This window comes from Corynebacterium sp. 21KM1197, from assembly GCF_033783015.1.
In the GTDB taxonomy this organism is placed as follows: domain Bacteria; phylum Actinomycetota; class Actinomycetes; order Mycobacteriales; family Mycobacteriaceae; genus Corynebacterium.
On the sequence record NZ_CP123907.1, the window covers coordinates 2,367,068 to 2,386,360 of the forward strand.

Sequence of the window (19,293 nt, forward strand, 5' to 3'; positions counted from 1 at the left end):
CGCCCACACAATCACTCAGCCCGCTCGGTCTGCCCAGCCCACCACTCTTGCAGAACCTCGATGGCCTCCGAGCGTTCCATCGGCCCGCGCTCCAGGCGCACCTCCTTGAGGTAAGCCCAGGCACGCCCCACCTCGGGGCCGGGTTTGAGGCCCAGGATCTCCATGATCTCGTTGCCATCGAGGTCCGGGCGCACCCGAGCCAGATCCTCCTTGGCCTGAATCTCCTCGATCCGCTCTTCCAGGTGATCGTAGTTGGCCTGCAAGCGGGCCGCTTTCTTTTTATTCCGGGTGGTGCAGTCCGCTCGCACCAGTTTGTGCAGGCGGGGGAGCAGCGGCCCGGCGTCGGTCACGTACCGCCGCACCGCCGAGTCCGTCCACTGCCCCTCGCTAAACCCGTGAAAGCGCATGTGTAGGAACACCAACTGGCCCACGTCGCTCACCATCTGCTTGGAGTACTTCAGCGCGCGCATGCGCTTGCGCACCATCTTCGCCCCCACCACCTCGTGATGGTGGAAGGTCACCCCACCGCCCGGCTTGGCGGCCCGGGTGGCGGGCTTTCCGACGTCGTGAAGCAGCGCCGCCCAGCGCAGCACCAGGTCCGGGCTTTCCCCCGGCTCCTCCTGGTCGATGGCCTGGCGCAGTACCGTCATGGAGTGGGCGTAGACGTCCTTGTGCTGGAGGTGCTCGTCCGGGGTGAGGTGCAGGCCCGCCACCTCGGGGAAGATGAGGTCCGCTATGCCGGTGCGCACGAGCAGTTCCCAGCCTGCCTCGGGGCGTCGGCCGCCCATGAGTTTGTCCAGTTCCGCGCGCACCCGCTCCACGGTGATCCGGCTGATCTCCCCGGCCATCTGCCGCATGGCTTCCTCCACGCGCTCGGCCACGCGGATTTCTAACTGGGAGACAAAGCGCGCGGCGCGCAACATGCGCAGGGGATCGTCCGCAAAGGATTGCTCCGGGGTGGCGGGGGTGTCTAGTATTCCGGCGCGCAGGGCGGCAAAGCCGTTCATGGGGTCGTGGAAACGCCCGCGCACCTCACCGCCGGAGCCATCGGAGCTAGCAGAGCCACCGGAACCACCAGCATCACCGGAATCCACCGAGAGTTCCACCGCCATCGCGTTGAGGGTGAAGTCCCGCCGCACCAGGTCGCCGTCAAGGGTATCGCCAAACTGCACCTCAGGATTGCGGGTCACACCGTCGTAGGAATCGGAGCGGAAGGTGGTGATCTCTATTTGTTGGCCGCCCTTTTCCGCGGAGACGGTGCCAAACTCGATGCCGGTATCCCATACCGCCGGGGCGTATCCCTCCAGAATCTCCTGGATCACCTGCGGCCTGGCGGAGGTGGTGAAGTCCAGGTCGTGCCCCAGGCGGCCCAGCAGGGCGTCGCGCACGGAACCCCCCACTAGATAGAGCGATTCTCCGCGCTGAGTGAAGCCCCGCACCAGGTCGCTGAGCACCGGGCTTAACGCGCGCACCGCATGTTCGGCTCGCATGAGCATTTCCGCTTCCGCGAGTTCCGGTCGTGCTTCGGGCTGTGGTTCCTGGCTCTCCTGGTTTTTCACCCGCATTATTCTACCTCCCCGCCGCGTGCCCACCCCGTGAAATACCGGGGGAGGGCGCAGCGGAATACCGCAGCCCGCCCCAAGGGGATACCATCTAAGTGATGAATGACAAGGACGAGCGCACGCACCAGGCCCGCCAGGCCGCAGAGGGCTCAAAAACCTCCGCCGCCCAGGCAACCGGCGGTTCCGGTGCCTCCGGGACGTCCGGCGCTCGCCGTAAACGACGCCGCCGCGGTGGCCGGGGCCGCAATAATCGCGGGCGCGCGCAGGCCGCCAATAACGCCACCGGCGCCACCGGCGCACAAGGGGGCCAAGGGGCACGAGGAACACAAGGCTCGGAAGGCTCGGCAAACCCCGCAGCCCCCTCGCGGCCCTCCCAACCGCACAAGCCCGCCGCGCAAACCGGACACCCCGGCGAGGACCAATCCGGCAAGGACTCCGCCTCCCAGCCCCGCCGCAGGCGACGTCGTCAGGGCGGCAAAGGAGCGAGCAAGGGAACGGGCAAGAACTCCCAGCGCTCCGGGAATCGTCGCGGCCAGCGCGGCGGGCATTCCCAGCGGCGTTCCTCCGCGCGCGGCGGCCGCAACGGCCATCTCCGCCGGGGCCCGCACCCTCGCCGGGGCGCGGCCGCCGTCTCGAACTTTGACACGCGGCGGGAAACCTCCGCCGGCGGCCTGGTGGTTTCCGGCCTAGCCGAGGCGGTGGCCGCCGATGGCAGCGTGGATCTTTCGCGGCTGTACGTGGCACTGATCGGACGCCTAGATCGGCGGCGGCGCCTGCTGTGGTCCATGCCCAAGGGACACGTGGAACCGGGGGAGGATCAACGGGCCACCGCGCAGCGCGAGGTCTGGGAGGAAACGGGAATCAGCGGCGAGGTCTTTGCGGAACTCGGCGTGATTGATTACTGGTTTGTGTCCGAGGGCGTGCGGATTCATAAGACGGTGCACCACCACCTGCTGCGCTACGTGGATGGCTACCTCAACGATGAGGACCCGGAGGTCACCGAGGTTTCCTGGATCCCGGTGCACCAACTCATCGAGCACCTGGCCTACGCCGACGAGCGCAAATTGGCCCGGGTGGCGCACGATATTCTCCCGGATCTGGCCCGCGCGGAAAAGCGAGCAGGGAGGCGCACCCCTCGATGATATTGCCGGGGTTTCCCTCCCGCCGCGCGCTGCTGCGCCCCCTGAGCCTCGCGGCCGTCACCACCACGGCCGCTCTGTGCAGCGCGTTTCCGCTTATGCCCTCCGCTCAGGCCGATGTACTGCCACTTTCACCCACCTCGGAAACCTCCCGCGAGGCCTGGATCAACCCGCTCGTGCGACCAAACGAGGAGGACAGCCCCGTTCGGGTGGAACTGCTCCACATCAACGGCGGCACCCAGGCACACCTGGAATCCGGCCAGGAGCTGCGGCTTAGTGTGCGCGTGCGCAATACTTCCGACGCCCCCGTGGAGCAACTCACCCTGCAACTGCGCCGCGCGGCGGCGGTGTCCACCGTGGCGGAGGCCCGCCAGGCGATCGCCCAGGATCTCAGCGCCTATTCTCAGATCCTCAGTCCGGTAGTGCTGCCGGATTCACTGGATCCGGGTGAGGAGCGCGAGGTGGAATTGCGCGCCTCCACCACCCCCGGGGTGGGGGAGAGCCTGGCCTTGGAGCCGGGTTCCACGTATCCGGTGGCGGTGGCGGCCTCCGGGGTGGTGGGCACCAACTCAAGCCCCACCACCAACACCACCCAGGCCAGCGCCGTACAACCCCTGAGCACGGAGCGCTTTGTGGTGGACACTAATCCGCGCCCCGCCTCCTCCAACAACACCCCCGCCCCAGAAGCAGAAGCAAACGCAAACACAGAAACAAACCCAGACAACCCCCAGGGCCTTTCCCTCCTTTACCCGCTCTCCGAGCCCACCCACATCGTTCCGGGGGAGACGGGGGAGGCCCCGGAGGCCGCCCCCCTGATCCTCAGCGAGGATTCCCTGGCCCATTCGCTGGCCTCGGGGGGCCGCCTCCATTCCCTCCTGAGTGCCTACGAGCGCGCCCTGGCCTCCTCCCAGGTGGCGGAGTCCACCTGCCTTGCCCTCGACCCCGCCCTGCTCAGCACCGTGAACCGCATGCAGGGGGGCTATACCGTGGCAAAGACGCGGCACAGCCTGGGCCAGCCCACGCGCCGTCTGCGCGATAGTTGGGGCTCGCGCTCGGAGGATCAGACCGGTACCCCCGGCACGGGTTCCCAGGCCGCCCAGGCGTGGTTGGAGCGGCTGAGCCACGTGGCCGCCCAGCAGTGCGTGGTCGCCCTGCCCTGGGCCAATGCGGATCTCGATGCCGTGCAGCGCACCGCGAATCCCTGGCTCATGCGCGAGGCCCTGCAACGCGGCCAGGAGGTCATTTCCCAGGTTTTGGGCGTGCAGCCCCAGCGCGGGGTGGTGGTGCCCGGCTCGGGTTATGTCTCCGAGGCCACGGTGCCGTCCTTGGCCTGGGCCGATCAGGAGGGGGATCTCACCCAGGCGTGGGAGGCCCACGCCACCCAAGAGGAGCAGCGGGCCGAGCACTCCCCGGACACCGAGCGCGGTTCCGATTCCACCCTGGATTCCCCGGCGCTTCCCGACGCCACCTCGGCCACCCACCCCCAGGCCCCGCAACAGCCGGTGTCCGTGGTGGTGGCCAATAACACCGTGTGGGCGGCCCCCGAGGTGGATCGCTTCGCCCAGATCGCCCCGGGTATCCGGGCCGTGACCTACCCGGCCTCCCTGGCGGCCACGCTCGCGGCCACGGGGGAGGAGCCGGCCACGGCGGGGTATTCCAATCCCGAGGGCCGCTTTGATCCCACCCTGGATTCCGCCACCGCCCGGCACATCACGGCTGCGGCGGCGCTGCGGCGCTCGGTGGAGGAGTCCCGCCTGGCGGAGCAACCCATGCTAGTGACCCCGCCTGCGGCACTGAGCGCGGAGACGGGGGCCATGCTCCTAACGGAGGTGGATTCCGCCCTGAGTTCGCAGCGCGCCCGCCCCATGTCCCTGAGCGCCTATCTCACCCCGGAGGCCTCGCAGGCGGAGGACCTGGCCGCCCTGGTGGCCGCCACGCCCGCCCCCGGGGAGAACCCGCGTCTGGGCGCACCCTTCCTCGATCCCTCCGTGTACAGCGACGCCGAGGTGCTGCGCACCACCCAGCAGGCCAATTACACCGATGACCTCACCGGCCTGATGATGAACGATCCCAGCATCGCGCTCACCCGCTATGCCTTCACCGCCCCGCTGCGCCAGGATTTGCTCGCCGCGTTGAGCGTCACGCGGCGGCGCAGCGTGGTGAGCTTTAACGACGCCGTCTCGGCCGCCTCGCGTCGGCTCAGCGGCAACCGCGAGGTATTGCAGGGTTTGCGCGGTTCGGTCACCCTCCTTCCGCCCGGCAACGTGTACACCCGCACCTCGGAGTCCTCGCCGTTGCTCATCGTGGCCAAGAATGGCCTGCCGCTGCCGGTGGACGCCACCATGCGCTATCACACGGCGCAACAGGCCCGGATCACGGTGCCCACCCACCTGCGTATTCCCGCCCGTGGTTCCATCACCGTGAACATGACGGCGGACATCGCCAAGGAGGATGAGCAGGCGCAGATGGATCTGTGGCTGGCCTCCTCGGACGGCTCCACCATCTCCGATCCGGTGCGCATCGCGGTGCAGACCAGGGCGAGCCTGGTGGGGGCCTCGGCGCTGATCGTGGGGTTGGGCGGTCTGCTGCTGGCGGTGACGCTGTTCCGGGTGGGGCGGAGCAGGCGGCGGCAGCGGCGATAGCGGCCCTCCTCATTCCATTAATAGCGTGCGCTTAATTAAGAATTAATTACATCCCGCGCCACAGGGCCGTGTCAGTTTCCTTTCATGCGTTTCAGCCATAACAATGGTCACTCGTGAACGCCACAGATCCGCAATTCAGGCAATCGGGTCGCGGTAGCGGGCCAAGCCGCCAAGGCTTGCGCTCGCGGATCGTGCCCCCCACGCCGCCTGCTCCGGTGCCCGAGGTGAAAAAGAAACCTCGGCCCGCCCCGCAGGGCGAGGTTGATCGCTCCGATCTGCGCCACGCCCCCCGGCAGGCCCTCCACGCCAGCGCGCCGCCGGGGGCGTCGGAAGCCGCAGGAGCTCCGACGGCGGAGGCCGCAACCGGCACGCTCACCCGTCCCGCCCCGGAACCACGGGAGCCAGCGGAGCAGGCCCCGCAGGCGCGGGACACCAGCGATGGCGACGTGGTGCGCTCCACCGGCTCGATGGCGGTAGCCACCCTCATCTCCCGCATCACGGGATTCCTGCGCACCGTGCTCATCGGTTCCACTGTGGGCACCGCGGTGGGTTCGGCCTTCAACACCGCGAACACCCTGCCCAACCTCATCACGGAGATCGTGCTGGGCGCGGTGCTCACCTCCCTGGTGGTGCCGGTGCTGGTGCGGGCGGAAAAGGAGGACCCGGATAGGGGAGCGGCCTTCATCAGGCGGCTTTTCACCCTGGCCTTTAGCCTCCTGGCGGTGATCACCCTGGCAGCCGTGGTGGGGGCTCCCTTCCTCACCAGGGTCATGCTGCGGCAGGACGGCGAGGTGAATATCACCCAATCCACCTCCTTTGCCTATTGGCTCTTGCCGCAGATCTTCTTCTACGGCCTCTTTGCCCTGTTCATGGCGGTGCTCAACACCAAGGGGGTGTTCCGCCCGGGGGCCTGGGCCCCGGTGGCCAATAACATCATCAGTATCGCGGTGCTGCTGATCTATCAGTTCGTCCCCGGTCGCCTTTCTCCCTCGGCCCCCTCGGGCCCCTTCGATCCGCACGTCATGCTGCTGGGTGCGGGCACCACCCTGGGCGTGGTTGTGCAGTTGCTCATCATGCTGCCGGCGCTGAAAAAGGCGGGCGTGGATCTGCGTCCCCTGTGGGGGATTGATGCCCGCCTCAAGGAGTTCGGCGGCATGGCGCTGGCCATCATCGTGTACGTGGCCATCTCGCAGGTGGGCTTCACCCTCACCATTCGCATTGCCTCCACGGCTAGCGACGCCGCCCCCCTGCTCTACCAAAACCACTGGCTGCTGCTCCAGGTGCCCTATGGCATCATCGGCGTCGCCTTGCTCACGGCGATCATGCCGCGCCTGTCCCGCAAGGCCGCCGAGGGCGATGATCGCGGCGTGGTCGATGATCTCACCCTGGCCACCAAGCTCACCTTCATCGCGCTGATTCCCATCGTGGTGTTCTTCACCGTCTTTGGCCGGGACATTTCCTTTGGCCTGTTCCATTACGGCCAGTTTGACCCGGAATCGGCCGATGTCCTGGGCCTCACGCTGAGTTTCTCCGCGTTTACCCTCATTCCCTACGCCCTGGTGCTGCTGCACCTGCGCGTGTTCTATGCCCGCGAGGAGGCGTGGACGCCCACGTTCATCATCGCGGGTATCACCGTCACCAAGATCGTTCTCTCCCTCCTGGCGCCCCTGGTGGCCTCCTCCCCGGGCCGGGTGGTGGTGCTCCTGGGCGCGGCCAATGGCTTTGGTTTTGTGGCCGGTGCGGTCATCGGCGCGATGTTGCTGCGCCGCAAGTTGGGTTCCCTGGGATTCTCCACGGTCATGCGCACCTCGCTGTGGGCCACCGGGGCGTCGATAGTGGGTGCCGTGGTCGCGGCGGGGGCGAGCATCCTGCTGGGTCGCCTGGTGGAGCCGGGTTCCCTGGGCCCGGTGGAATCGCTGTGGATTCTGCTGCGCCTGTGCGTGATCGGCGTGGTGTTCCTGGTGGTCACGGGCGTGGTGCTCTCCTTCTCCCGCCTGCCGGAGGTGCAGAACCTCGGCGCGGCGGCGCAGCGCATCCCGGGTCTAAACCGCCTCATCCGCACAGACCCGGATCGGCAGATCCAGGTGGAGGCCCCCACGCAGCAGGAGTTGTCCACGCAGTTCATCGGCTCGGACACATTCAATGCCTCCCCGGTGCCGCCGCCGATGTCCGCGGGCGTGGTGCGCGGCCCGCGCCTGGTGCCGGGCGCGCCGGTGTCCGACGGCCGCTTCCGCCTCCTGGTGGATCACGGCTCGGTCACCGGGGCGCGATTCTGGCAGGCCAAGGAGCAGGCCACGGGCAGGCTCGTGGCGCTGGTGTTCGTGGATACCAGCGGCACCTCCCCGATGGCCCCGGCCAGCCCGGCCGCTGCGGCGGGCGCGGCCTCCGAGGTCACCCGCCGTACCCGCGCGCTGGCGGCGCTGAATCACCCGGCGATCGCGCCGAATATCGAGGTTTCCGCGTACCGCTCCGGTTGCCTGGTGGTGGCCGATTGGGTGGAGGGCACCTCGCTCAAGGAGCTATCCCGCTCCGAGCGTGTGCACCCCCGCGCCGCCGCCTATGCGCTGTCCCCGCTGGCGCACGCCACCGCGGCCGCCGATGAGGTTCACACGCCCCTGGGCCTGGATAACTGGGCCCGTATCCGCGTTACCACCTCCGGCACGGCGGTGCTGGCCTTCCCGGCAGTGCTCTCCACCGCGTCTACCGCGCAGGACCTGGACGCGATCGCCTGGGCGCTGAACCTGTTGGTGGGGGAGGACGCCCCGGAGGATGTGCAGCGGGTCAAGCAGCGCGTGGAGGCGGCCGCCACCGCCGCCGCTCCTGCGGATTCCACCAAGGCGGATTCCACTAAGGCCGAGATCGATCCCGAGGATCTGCGCAACCTCAGCGAGGAGTTGCGCCGCGTGGGCCTGGCCGAGGACGCGGCTTCCCACGACACCCCCAGCCCCGAGGAGGACGCTCCGGGCACCGCCTCCGAAACCCCGGAAGCCACCACAGCAACCACAACCACCACAGCAACCGGCACAGCAAGCCCGGCCGCACCGGCCGTGCCCGCCTCACCCACCTCGCCCACCGAGCAGGCCCGTCGCCGCGCCCAGGCCCTGCACGTCACGGCGGAGGCCACCCCGCAGGTGGAGGATCGCCCCGGCTTCGGCGCGAAGTCGATGACCCGCCGCGGCACCGCCGGCTTGGGCCTCATCGTCTTTGTCGCCGTGATCGCCGCGGCGGTGGCCGCCACGTACATCGCGGCGTTCGTCGGTAAGCAGAACGATTCCTCCCCGGTGAATCCCGGTTCCGTGCACAGCAGCGAGGCCGCCACGCCCCCGCAGATGCAGCCGCTGAGCGGCATCAATGTCTGGGAGGCCACGGGTGGTGCCGAGGGTTCCGGGGAAGATCAGGGCGATCACCCGGAGGGGGCCACGCACGCCGTGGACGGCAATCCGGCCACCTCCTGGGAGTCCGCGGAGTATCCCCAGGGGTTCCAGAGCAAGCCGGGCGTGGGCCTGCTGGTGCGCTTGCAGAATCCGGTGCAGGTGGCGCAATTGCAGGTGCTCACCTCCGCCCCGGGCAGCCACGCGGTAATTTACGCGGTGCCCAGCAGCCTGGATTCTGCCCAGGTGCAGGAAACTCTTGACTTAAGCACGGTGCCGATGGTGGCGGAGACCACGTTGAACGAGGAGGACAACACCATCGCCCTGGCCCCCACGCAGGAGCCCACGCAGGCGCTGGTGGTGTGGTTCGACTCCGTCTCCCCGCAGACGCACACGGTGAGCGTTTCCAATATCTCGGTGTGGGGCACCAGGGCCACGGGGGCGGCTCCCACCACGCCGAATATCGTCGGGGGCACCCGCCCAACGCAGTAGGCGATGATGCGGCCCGGCCGGTGGCGGGCCGGGCTGTAATGGAATGAGGACCCCTCGGGGGAGGGGCCGCATTTCATCGAGGGGGAATCCGTAACGCTCACGCATCAGCATCTATCCGATAGCCAACTCGTGGGGGAGTACCTGGCGGGAGAGGCCTCCGCCTTTACGGAGATCGTGGCTCGCCACGGTGCCCGACTGCTGCGGGTGGCGCGCCGTTACGGCCGCAACGAATACGACGCCCACGATATTGTGCAGGAGGCCCTGCTGCGCGCCTCGCAAAACCTGCACACGTTCCGCCGGGAGTCGGCGCTGGGCACGTGGCTGCACCGGCTGGTGGCTAACTCCGGCTACGACTTCGCCCATCACCGTCACCAGCGCGAGGTGGCGGCGCTCGACGATGATTCCCACGCGCCCCAGGACATGGACGTGCGCCTGGCCTACGAGCCGCTCAGTGGCATTGATACCCGCCTCACCCTGCAATCCGCGCTGGCCCGCGTCCACCCCGATCAGGCCGCCGCGCTGGTGCTTATCGACGCCGCCGGGTACAGCGTGGCGCACGTGGCAGAGTTGGCCGGGGTGCAGCCCGGCACCGTGAAATCGCGCCGCGCCAGGGCCAAGGCCGCGTTGCGCGATCTGATGGGGTCCGCGGAGGAATGAATGGGGCCGCTTTTCCGTTGAGCGCCATGAGGGGTGCCCCGCGATACACTTGGGCACGGCATAAACGGCTTTTGTAGGAAGGCATGAATCATGGCGAGCAACGATACGATCCACGACGTAGCCATCATCGGCTCCGGTCCCGCCGGGTACACCGCGGCCTTGTACGCGGCGCGGGCGGAACTCAAGCCCCTGGTTTTTGAGGGCTACGAGTACGGCGGCTCCCTCATGCAGACCACGGAGGTGGAGAACTACCCCGGCTTCCAGCAGGGCATTATGGGCCCCGAGCTGATGGAGCAGATGCGCGCCCAGGCGGAGCGCTTTGGCGCGGATCTGCGCATGGAGCTGGTGGATCGCGTGGAGTTGGAGGGCGAGGTCAAGCGCCTCTTCGTGGGGGAGGAGGAGTACCTGGCCCGCACGGTGATCCTGGCCACGGGTGCCGCCCCGCGCCTGCTGGGCGTGGACGGCGAGCAGCAGTTGATGGGCCGGGGTGTGTCCACCTGCGCCACCTGCGATGGTTTCTTTTTCAAGGGTCACCACATCGCGGTGATCGGCGGCGGCGATTCCGCGATGGAGGAGGCAACCTTCCTCACCAAGTTTGCCGATAAGGTCACCCTGGTACACCGCCGCGAGGAGTTTAGGGCCTCGCCCATCATGGTGGAGCGTGCCCGCGCCAATGAGAAGATCGAGTTCCTCACCAACAAGGTGGTGGAGCGCGTGCAGGGTACCGAGGGAAAGGTCTCCGGCCTGGTGCTGCGCGATACCGTCACCGGGGAAACCTCCGATCTGGGCGTGACCGCCATGTTCGTAGCCATCGGGCACGATCCCCGCTCCGAGTTCCTGCAAGGCCAGGTGGAACTCAAGGAGGGCGGCTACGTGGCCACCCGCGAGCCCTCCACCCAGACCTCCATCCCCGGGGTATTCGCCGCCGGTGACCTGGTGGACGATCACTACCAGCAGGCCATTACCGCCGCGGGCTCCGGGTGCCGGGCCGCCCTGGATGCGCAGAATTACCTGGCGGAGTCCCTGGTTTAGACTAGGGGGAACGCGGTTTTCCCAAGGAGGAGAGTAATCTTATGTCCAGCCTCATCAGCGTGACTCAGGAGTCTTTTCGCTCCACCGTCATCGAGTCCGAGGTACCCGTCCTGGTGGACTTCTGGGCCCAATGGTGCGGTCCCTGTACCAAACTCACCCCGGTGCTGGAGGAACTCGCCCAGGAGTACGGGGATCGCCTCAAGATCGTCAAGGTCGATGTGGATTCCGAGCGCGCGCTCGGGGCCATGTTCCAGATCATGTCTATCCCTTCCATGCTGCTTTTTAAGGACGGCAAGAAGGTGGATCAGATCGTGGGCGCCCGCCCCAAGGCGGATATTGCGGAAAAGCTCAATTCGGTGCTCTAGCTGCTAACCTGGTTGAGTTGTAAACATTTATTTCTAGGAAGGACTCACGTGGCGGACGTACTCCGGGTCGGTGACCGCAGCCCGCGCGTCGCTGAGGCTCGCGTCACCCTCGCGCGCCTCGGTCTGCTCCAGAGCTACTCGGGAGACGTTCGCCCCACCACGGGCGATTCCCAGCAGTTCAACGATGCCGACACTTACTTCGATGCTCCCCTGGCTGAGGTGATCAAAGCCTTCCAGCAATCGCGGGGCATTCTGCCCACCGGAGCTATCGACGACACCACGCTGCGCGAGATGCGCGGCGCCTCCTACACCCTTGGCGCGCGCCCCCTCGCCTACCAGGAGGACAACCCCCTGGTGGGCGACGACGTGGTGCAACTCCAGGAACACCTCCAGGAACTGGGCTTCTATTCCAGCCGCCTGGACGGCCACTTTGGTGCCGATACCAACTACGCCCTGCGGAGTTACCAGATCAACGGCGGCCTGGATCCCGATGGCGTATGCGGCCCGGATACCATTCGCGCCCTCAACCTGCTGGGTCGGCGTATCCGCGGCGGCTCGGCCCAGGCCATTCGGGAGCGCGAGGACATGCGCCAGGCCGGGCCGCACCTGGCCGGCAAGCGCGTGGTGATTGACCCCGCCCTGGGCGGCAAGACCACCGGCCAGGTGGTGCAGGGGCGCTACGGCCAGATCACCGAGGAGGAAATCCTCTGGGATCTGGCCACTCGCGTGCAGGATCGCATGCGCGCCATCGGCATGGAGACCATCATCTCCCGCCCGCGCATGGATAACCCCTCCACCAAGGATCGCGCCGATATGGCCAATGCCTTTGGCGCAGACATGGTCATCTCCTTGCAGTGCGATAGTTACCCCAATGAGAAGGCCTCCGGCGTGGCCACCTTTTACTTCGGCTCCGAGGTGGGTTCTAGTTCCCTGACGGGGGAAACCCTCTCCGGGTTCATTCAGCGCGAGATCGTGGCCCGCACGGCGCTGCAAAACTGCGGCAATCACGCCCGCACCTGGGAGATCCTGCGCTTCACCAAGGCCCCCACGGTGGAGGTGGTGGCCGGATACCTCAGTAACCCCGAGGACGTGGCCGTGATGACCAACCCCACCAGCCGCGACGCCATCGCTGAGGCCATCGTGGTGGCCGTCAAGAGGCTCTATCTGCTGGAGGACGATAACCAGCCCACCGGCACCTATCGCTTTGCCGAGTTGCTGGAGGCCGAGCAGCGGGCCTTCTAGGCCGCTTCCGCTCTTTTAAGCACCCTTTTAGGCGTGAGCCCGTAGCGGCTGCGCCTCCCAGGCCACCAGCAGCTCTCTTTCGGGGGGAAGTTCCAGGCGCAGGCGGGGGAAAACCGGGTGATCGCTCACCACGTGGAAACCCGCCGCCTCCAGGGCCTCGGCACCGATGATCCCCATTTCCTCCACCTGACTCAGCAGCGGGTCCGCCGCCTCCTCGGCGCGTAAGCCAAAGGCTTCCACGGCCGGGGCGGTATCCTCGGTCACCATGTCCATGATCGCGGCGTCAATCAGCACCGCCTCCATTCCCATGCCCTCCCAACCGGGTGCCACGTGCAGCGAGGTAATCAGCATGGCGTCCGCGCTCACGGGCGCGGTGGGAAGTTGTGCCGCCCCCGGGGCCTGGGCTGGGGCACAGTAAAAGAGCGTGGCCAGAGGACGCTCTTCCCACATGTAGAACCCGCAGCCGGGGGAGTCGAGGAGCACCGAGGAAAGCCAGGCCTCCTTTTCAAAGCGCTCCTCACCCCGCTGCCGCACCCGCGCGGCGCTATCCGGTTCTAACTCCCAGAACACGCTACTCACGGCCCTGGGAAGCAATGAGCCAAAGGAATCCTGCGTGATGCGGCGTAACCCTGCGCTCATCGCCCTCGCCCCCTTTTATTCCCTATATCTCGGTGCGACTAACCGCGTCCCTCAATGAGCGCGAGAATACGCTCAAAGTCCTCTTGGTCGCCAAACTCCACCACCATCTTGCCCTTGCGCTTGCCCATCGTCACGGTCACCTTGGTGTCCCAACGGTCACCCAGGCGCTCCGCCGTACGGGTGAAGTGCTCGGGCTGGGGGAGGGGCTCGCGCTTGGGTTTGGCCGCCGGGGCGTGACCGTTATTGAGCAGGGTCACGGCCTCCTCCGTGGCACGCACGGAAAGGCCCTCAGCCACGATCCTCTCCGCCAACCGTGCCTGATCCTCCTCTCCCGTTTTCAGGCCCATGAGGGCTCGTGCATGGCCCGCAGAGAGCACTCCGGCGGCCACCTTGGTCTGCACGGCTAACGGCAGGGAGAGCAACCGAATGGTGTTGGTGATGGTGGGGCGGCTGCGCCCCAGGCGCTGCGCCAGTTGCTCCTGGGTCACCCCGAACTCGTCCAGGAGTTGCTTGTAGGCGGCTCCCTCCTCCAGGGGATTGAGCTGCACGCGGTGGATATTCTCCAGCAAGGCGTCGCGCAGCATATCGCCGTCATCGGTTTCGCGCACGATGGCCGGGATAACACCCAGACCCGCCTTGCTGGCCGCCCGCCAGCGGCGCTCGCCCATAATGATCTCGTAGCCGCTATCATCGGCGGCCCGGCGCACCACGATGGGTTGGAGAAGCCCAAACTCCTTGACGGAGTGGACCAGTTCCTCCAAGGCCTCCTCATCAAAGACGCGCCGAGGCTGCTTCTCATTCGGCATGATCTCCCCGATGGGGATCTCCCGGTAGGAGGCGCCAAACTCATTGCTCGGCGGGGGAGTGGCCGCCTCTCGACGCCCCGCCTGAGCGATCAGGGGAGGAATACCCGGCCGCCCCGATGTTTCACGTGAAACTTCCGCCCGCCTGTTCGCCGAGGAGGCACCGGAATCCTGCGGACGGCCCGGCCCTCCCGGGCCCTGCCGACGCGGAAGGCCGGTTCCAATGATCGCATCCGCTGCGGAATCGGAAAGTCTGGGCTTGGAGGGCCCCTGGGGGATCAGGGCACCTAGTCCCCGCCCCAAACCACCCTTGCGAGTTTCCTGCGATGACAACGTTTACTCCCTTTCTTCCTGTGCGGACCCGAGTGGCCCCTCGGCCTGCTCCGCGCCTTCGGCGGCCATACCACCCACGCGATCCTCCTCAGCCAAACCCGCCAGACGCTGCGCGGTCTGCGGGCTCACCCCAATAGGCCCCGTTCCCTCCGCCGGGACGTAATCCCCGCGCGTGGCAAACTCCTCTGAGGCCGCCACGTAGGCCATCGCCCCGCGCGAGGAGGGATCGTAGGCCAGCACTGGCATGCCATAACCGGGTGCCTCCGATACCTTGACGGAGCGTGGAATCACGGTGCGCAGGGTGACGTCCCCAAAGTGTTCCTTCACCTCGCCCACCACCTGCTCCGAGAGTTTCGTGCGGGCGTCGTACATGGTGAGCAAGATCGCGGAGATGTGGAGTTGCGGATTGAGGTGCTGGCGGATCATGGAGATGTTGTTGAGCAACTGTCCCACTCCCTCCAGCGCGTAGTACTCGCACTGAATCGGGATGAGCACCTCCTCCACAAAGGTCATGGCATTGATCGTTAGCAGCCCCAGAGAGGGGGGGCAGTCGATGAACACAAAGTCAAAGCCCCACTGGTCCAGGAACTGCCCCTTGAGGGCGTCATAAAGCCGATACTCGCGGCGCACCATGGAGACCAGCTCGATCTCCGCCCCGGCGAGGTCGATGGTGGCAGGAATACAAAAGAGGTTCTCGCTGTGCGGGGAGGCCTGCATAGCCTCCTCCGGGGTGGCCTCTCCGATGAGTACTTCATAGCTCGATACGGTGCCCGCGCGGTGCTCCACACCCATCGCGGTGGAGGCATTGCCCTGGGGATCGAGGTCAATCACCAGGACCCTCAGCCCACAGGCCGCCAGACCCGCCGCCAGGTTCACCGAGGAGGTAGTTTTTCCCACGCCGCCCTTCTGATTAGCGATGGTGATGAGCCTCGGTTTCTCCGGCCTCGGCAGCGGCGACCGCAGCGGGATTCCCGAGGCACCGCCGCGATAGTGCTGTTCATTATCGGCCATTACGCGCGCACGCCTCTTTTCCTTAGTTGATCCTGCATTATCTTTTGGCTTCCTCGCAGCTCAATCACGTCCCGGAGACCATGAGCCCTAACGTACCTTCGGAATCCGCACCACGGTGGAGGGCTCCGGCAATAGATCGGCCCCCACCTGGATAACCTCACCCTTGCCCCCGCCGGCCGCGCGAATCTGCCGCTCGTCTCGTTCTAATTCCTCATGCACTGAGGCCCCCTTCATCGCTATCATTGCCCCCGCCTTGCCCACCAGGGGCATCGACCACTGACACAGTTTACCCAGAGGAGCCACGGCGCGGGAGGTCACTACCCCCGCCTTACCCACCTCGGCACGCAGGGCCTTCTCCTCCGCCCGGCCGCGCAGCACTTGAACATTGTTTAACTGCAACTGTTCAATAACCTCACCCAGATACACCGAGCGCTTCAACAGCGGCTCCACCAAGGTGATACGCAGGTCGGGGCGAGCAAGGGCCAGGGGAATGCCCGGCAGGCCAGCTCCCGATCCCACATCGATCACGGAGGCTTCCTGCGGCATGACCTCACCGATCACCGCACAATTGAGCACGTGTCGATCCCACAACCGCGGAACCTCGCGCGGACCGATAAAACCCCTCTGCGATCCCACCGTGGCCAGAGACAGGTGGTAGGCCACCGCCTTTTCCAGATTCTCACCGAAGATCCGCTCGGCGGCCGGTGGGGGTGCGGGTATATCGCTTGGTTTCACGTGAAACATCCTCGCTCTCGTGCAGGTTCGTTCAAGGACGGCTAGGCCCACCAATGGCCAACAAAGCGCTCCCGGCCGAACCGGAAAACACTCGTCGCAGACGGCTAAGTGGAATCATGCGGACACCACGACACCGCGGGACACCACGGCGCTACGACACCATTGCATCGCAGCCTTAGCACCACGGCAAACCACAACGCACCAGGGTTCGAGAGCACACCAGCCTCGCTAGACACCTCGACCCATCGGCCGCCGCCAACCAAGCATCGGCCATTGGTCAGGCCATTGGTCAATGAGGAAAGCCTATCAGCCGCATGAGCCAACGCCCTCCATCTCAGTGAGATCACGGGTGCTGGGGGAGGGATCTCATTCTGGTTCTCGCTATCGAGGGTGTTTTCCCTTTTGTTTTCTTCTCTGTTCCCCCGTTCCCAGCGATAAGCAAACCCGGACACAGGTCCGCACAGATCCAGAGGTACAAGCCCGCGCATAAACCCGCGCATAAATAAACGGCCGGTAGCCTTGTCTCGGGATCAAGGTTACCGGCCGTAAAAGGCTACACCCTCAAGGTCTAGCCTCGCTTACCGCGCTTCTTCGGGTTATTCGGCTTCACGCCGGGCTTGGGGGCCGTCGCACGCTTGGCCTCCCGGATGGCGGCCTCCTCAGCCTCCTCCTCCCGGTCGAGCTTGCTAAAGATGTAGCGGTTTTGGAAGAAGGTCCACAGGTTGTTAGCCACCATGTAGAACAGCAAACCGATGTGCCAGATAAAGCCAGTGAACAAGATGGTGGCGGGCATGACCCACAGCATCATGCGGTTCATCATGTTCATCTGCATGGCCGCCTGCTCGGAGGCCGGGGCCTGCTGCTTGCCGGAGGCGCGTCGTGCCTCCTGGCGCTCCACGGAAAGGCGGGCATTGAAGTGCGTGCCCAGCACAATCATGATGATGAGCGGCGCCGCCACGGCGATGATCGTTCCGCGGCTCAATCCTTCCGCGTTGGGGAAGGCGGCAAACATCTCGGTGGGCATACTGATGTATGCGGAAAGCGGCACGCCGAAGAGGTTGGAGTCCAGGAAGGACTGCACATCATCGGCGCTAAAGATGTAGTTGGGGGTGAGGCGATTCTGCTCCACCGTCAGACCGACGTCGCTACCCGTGCGGTTGAAGGAGCGCAGCACGTGAAACAAACCGATGAACACGGGGAACTGCGCCAGCACCGGCAGGCAGCCGGCTAGAGGATTCACACCCATCTCCTTTTGGAGCTTGCGGGTTTCCTCCATCATCTTTTGCTGGTCATTCTTATATTTTTCTCGAATGGCCTGCATCTGCGGGGCGAACTTCTGCATCTTTACCGTGGACCGCATTTGGTTCACCATCGGCTTAAACAGCAAAAGACGCAGCGTAAAGGTCAGGAACATGATCGCCAGAATCCACGCCGCCGCGGAATCCGCCCCAAAGGGGTACGCGAAAATCTTGTGCCAAAACCACAGGACCGCAGAAATCGGCCAGTAGATGAAGTCGAGCACTGTACGTCCAAACTCCTGGTGTGGTTGGTAATTGTAGGAAAACAGGCGCTCCGTGCCCGGATTATCCCCGCGTGGCATGCCCCCACGCACGGGAGGGCACGGGATCGTACCCCCCGGGATGCCAGGGACCACACTTGGACAACCGAGCGCAACTCAAAAGAACGCCGCGCCATGCCCCGTGACTCCTGCAAGCCTCCAGGGCATAAGCGCTGCAACTCGGTTCGAAGCGGCAGGTTGAACCCATTTTAAGGGGTGAAAGATAGATTTGGTAAAAGCGCACCGCACCCATAAGGCCCCGAGCGGCTAAGGATCTTTGCTTATCGACGCCCCCGTGGTCCCTCTTTGCCTTCCCCTCAGCGCACATCGGCCCGCGCTATTTTCCCCCACGCCTTGCGAATATCCCGTTCCAGCATCACCGAACTCGCTTCCCCGGCAGCGGGCAGGGCACGTACCACTACCTGAACATAGGGACTCATTTCCGGCGCAAGACTCAGGCAGATATGCCGAAGCCGCCGGGAAACACGGTGGCGAGCCACAGCGTTCCCGACGGCCTTGGAAACCACAAGCCCAAAGCGGGGACCACCCACATGAGAAAGTTCCGCATCAGGCTCCCCCTCCCAAACGTGGAGAACCACGGTACGAGAACCCGCGCGGCGCCCCCGGCTCATGGTGAGCCGAAATTGACTGGGCGCGGTCAGCTTGTGCTGCGCGGGAAGCACCTAGTGCGCCTTAAGCGGTGAGCTTAGCGCGGCCCTTACGGCGACGGGCCGCCACGATGGCACGGCCGGCACGGGTGCGCATGCGGGTGCGGAAGCCGTGCTTGCGCGAACGACGACGGTTATTGGGCTGGAAAGTGCGCTTGCCTTTTGCCACTGTTCATTCTCCTCAAGTATTCGCATGTCGGCCGACGGCTTCACGCCACCCACCGGGGTTCATCGGCCAACCGTTGGTTGGTTCCTGAGAGGCAGCAACCGGAAGTGTTGTCCCAGGGAACACAATCCCTGTTCCGGCTACCGTGCACAGCGCTATACCAGCGCTCACAGCGCGCAGCCGTGTTCGGTTGCGCGCGCGAACGTGATCCGCGCGAGCCGCTCTCACTCAAGTACATGCGCAGGGCTAGGTAGTGCCTCTACGGATGTAACAGACGAATAAAGGATACGCGAGTGCTCGAGCCCGGAACAAATCGACGCACCACCGTTCAACAGGGGTGTACGGGTACCCCCGAAATTACATCTTTCGTATTCCTTTCTCATCTTCCCCGTCCACCCGGACTCACCAGCAGAAAAAGTTGTCATTCCACGCCGCTCCCCAGACGCCTCAGAGGTCTGACCTTTTGGACCTAGACAATTCCACAGGAGAACGAGTAGAAGTTGATCAGCAATCACAATTTTCACACCCGTGAGAACCCCATGCCTGTGGATAACTCTCAACCTCACCTTGAGGAAACTTCCCAGTGAAGATAAAACAGCTGGTCAGAAGGATTTAATCCCAGGGTGTCACTATTCACAGGCATGGGGATAGGCTGTGGATAACCCCGTGACGTAGAGTTATCCACAGGTGTGAGTAACTTTGTGGAAGACCAGGGCATAGCCCTATTAGGCCTGTGGAGGAAACGGTGAATGACATTTTCACTCCATCAACAGCCCCACCCCTCTTATGTCCACTTTTTAAGGCGTAGGTAGGCGCTTCCACCCGCTTACTCACAAGAATTTCGACCAGATCCGAAGCACCAAAGGACAAGAACACCA

The 19,293-nt window shown here is 65.3% G+C and carries 16 protein-coding genes; 7 read left to right on the plus strand and 9 right to left on the minus strand.

Features of this window, described 5'->3' with window-relative positions; all coding sequences use genetic code 11:
- Window positions 1-11: 11 nt before the first annotated feature.
- On the minus strand, window positions 12-1,565 hold the full coding sequence (locus OLW90_RS11450; protein WP_413464534.1) for a CCA tRNA nucleotidyltransferase: 1,554 nt from the start codon (window positions 1,563-1,565) through the stop codon (window positions 12-14).
- Between the two features lie 95 nt (window positions 1,566-1,660).
- Here OLW90_RS11450 and OLW90_RS11455 point away from each other — a divergent pair, with 95 nt between their 5' ends.
- The 7 genes from OLW90_RS11455 to OLW90_RS11485 all read left to right on the plus strand — a co-directional run bounded on the left by OLW90_RS11455 (window position 1,661) and on the right by OLW90_RS11485 (window position 12,502).
- The gene (locus OLW90_RS11455; RefSeq protein WP_319650234.1) at window positions 1,661-2,704 is read left to right on the plus strand and encodes an NUDIX hydrolase; all 1,044 of its coding nucleotides are present in this window, start codon (window positions 1,661-1,663) and stop codon (window positions 2,702-2,704) included.
- Window positions 2,701-5,343: a hypothetical protein gene (locus tag OLW90_RS11460; protein ID WP_319650235.1), complete on the plus strand. Its 2,643-nt coding sequence runs from the start codon at window positions 2,701-2,703 to the stop codon at window positions 5,341-5,343. Before OLW90_RS11455 ends, OLW90_RS11460 begins: the two co-directional genes overlap by 4 nt.
- Before the next feature lie 113 nt (window positions 5,344-5,456).
- Entirely contained in the window at window positions 5,457-9,206 is a 3,750-nt protein-coding gene (gene murJ, locus OLW90_RS11465) for a murein biosynthesis integral membrane protein MurJ (protein WP_413464476.1), read from the plus strand.
- 129 nt (window positions 9,207-9,335) lie between these two features.
- Complete coding sequence (locus OLW90_RS11470) at window positions 9,336-9,863, plus strand: sigma-70 family RNA polymerase sigma factor (protein WP_319650236.1); 528 nt, start codon at window positions 9,336-9,338, stop codon at window positions 9,861-9,863.
- 90 nt (window positions 9,864-9,953) lie between these two features.
- A complete protein-coding gene (gene trxB / locus OLW90_RS11475) occupies window positions 9,954-10,895 on the plus strand; it encodes a thioredoxin-disulfide reductase (RefSeq protein WP_319650237.1) in 942 nt (313 codons plus the stop codon).
- A 41-nt stretch (window positions 10,896-10,936) separates the two neighbouring features.
- On the plus strand, window positions 10,937-11,260 hold the full coding sequence (gene trxA, locus OLW90_RS11480) for a thioredoxin (protein ID WP_319650238.1): 324 nt from the start codon (window positions 10,937-10,939) through the stop codon (window positions 11,258-11,260).
- Window positions 11,261-11,308: 48 nt separating this feature from the next.
- A complete protein-coding gene (locus OLW90_RS11485; RefSeq protein ID WP_319650239.1) occupies window positions 11,309-12,502 on the plus strand; it encodes an N-acetylmuramoyl-L-alanine amidase in 1,194 nt (397 codons plus the stop codon).
- 27 nt (window positions 12,503-12,529) lie between these two features.
- On the opposite strand, the gene OLW90_RS11490 is transcribed toward OLW90_RS11485, so the two are convergent.
- The 8 genes from OLW90_RS11490 to rpmH form a co-directional block, all read right to left on the minus strand.
- Window positions 12,530-13,141 (minus strand): hypothetical protein, encoded by a 612-nt coding sequence (locus tag OLW90_RS11490; RefSeq protein WP_319650240.1) that lies wholly within the window; start codon window positions 13,139-13,141, stop codon window positions 12,530-12,532.
- A 38-nt stretch (window positions 13,142-13,179) separates the two neighbouring features.
- Window positions 13,180-14,277, minus strand: a complete 1,098-nt coding sequence (locus OLW90_RS11495; protein ID WP_319650241.1) for a ParB/RepB/Spo0J family partition protein — start codon at window positions 14,275-14,277, stop codon at window positions 13,180-13,182.
- A gap of 3 nt (window positions 14,278-14,280) precedes the next feature.
- Window positions 14,281-15,288, minus strand: a complete 1,008-nt coding sequence (locus OLW90_RS11500) for a ParA family protein (protein ID WP_319650242.1) — start codon at window positions 15,286-15,288, stop codon at window positions 14,281-14,283.
- An 87-nt stretch (window positions 15,289-15,375) separates the two neighbouring features.
- The gene (gene rsmG / locus OLW90_RS11505; RefSeq protein ID WP_319650243.1) at window positions 15,376-16,032 is read right to left on the minus strand and encodes a 16S rRNA (guanine(527)-N(7))-methyltransferase RsmG; all 657 of its coding nucleotides are present in this window, start codon (window positions 16,030-16,032) and stop codon (window positions 15,376-15,378) included.
- 559 nt (window positions 16,033-16,591) lie between these two features.
- A complete protein-coding gene (gene yidC / locus OLW90_RS11510) occupies window positions 16,592-17,545 on the minus strand; it encodes a membrane protein insertase YidC (protein WP_319650244.1) in 954 nt (317 codons plus the stop codon).
- Window positions 17,546-17,606: 61 nt separating this feature from the next.
- Complete coding sequence (yidD, locus tag OLW90_RS11515) at window positions 17,607-17,834, minus strand: membrane protein insertion efficiency factor YidD (protein WP_319650245.1); 228 nt, start codon at window positions 17,832-17,834, stop codon at window positions 17,607-17,609.
- A 64-nt stretch (window positions 17,835-17,898) separates the two neighbouring features.
- Window positions 17,899-18,264 carry a ribonuclease P protein component gene (gene rnpA / locus OLW90_RS11520; protein WP_319650246.1) on the minus strand — a complete coding sequence of 122 codons (366 nt, stop codon included), beginning with the start codon at window positions 18,262-18,264 and terminating at the stop codon, window positions 17,899-17,901.
- 10 nt (window positions 18,265-18,274) lie between these two features.
- Window positions 18,275-18,418, minus strand: coding sequence for a 50S ribosomal protein L34 (gene rpmH, locus OLW90_RS11525; protein WP_082422206.1), 144 nt, complete (start codon window positions 18,416-18,418; stop codon window positions 18,275-18,277).
- Window positions 18,419-19,293: the final 875 nt, after the last annotated feature.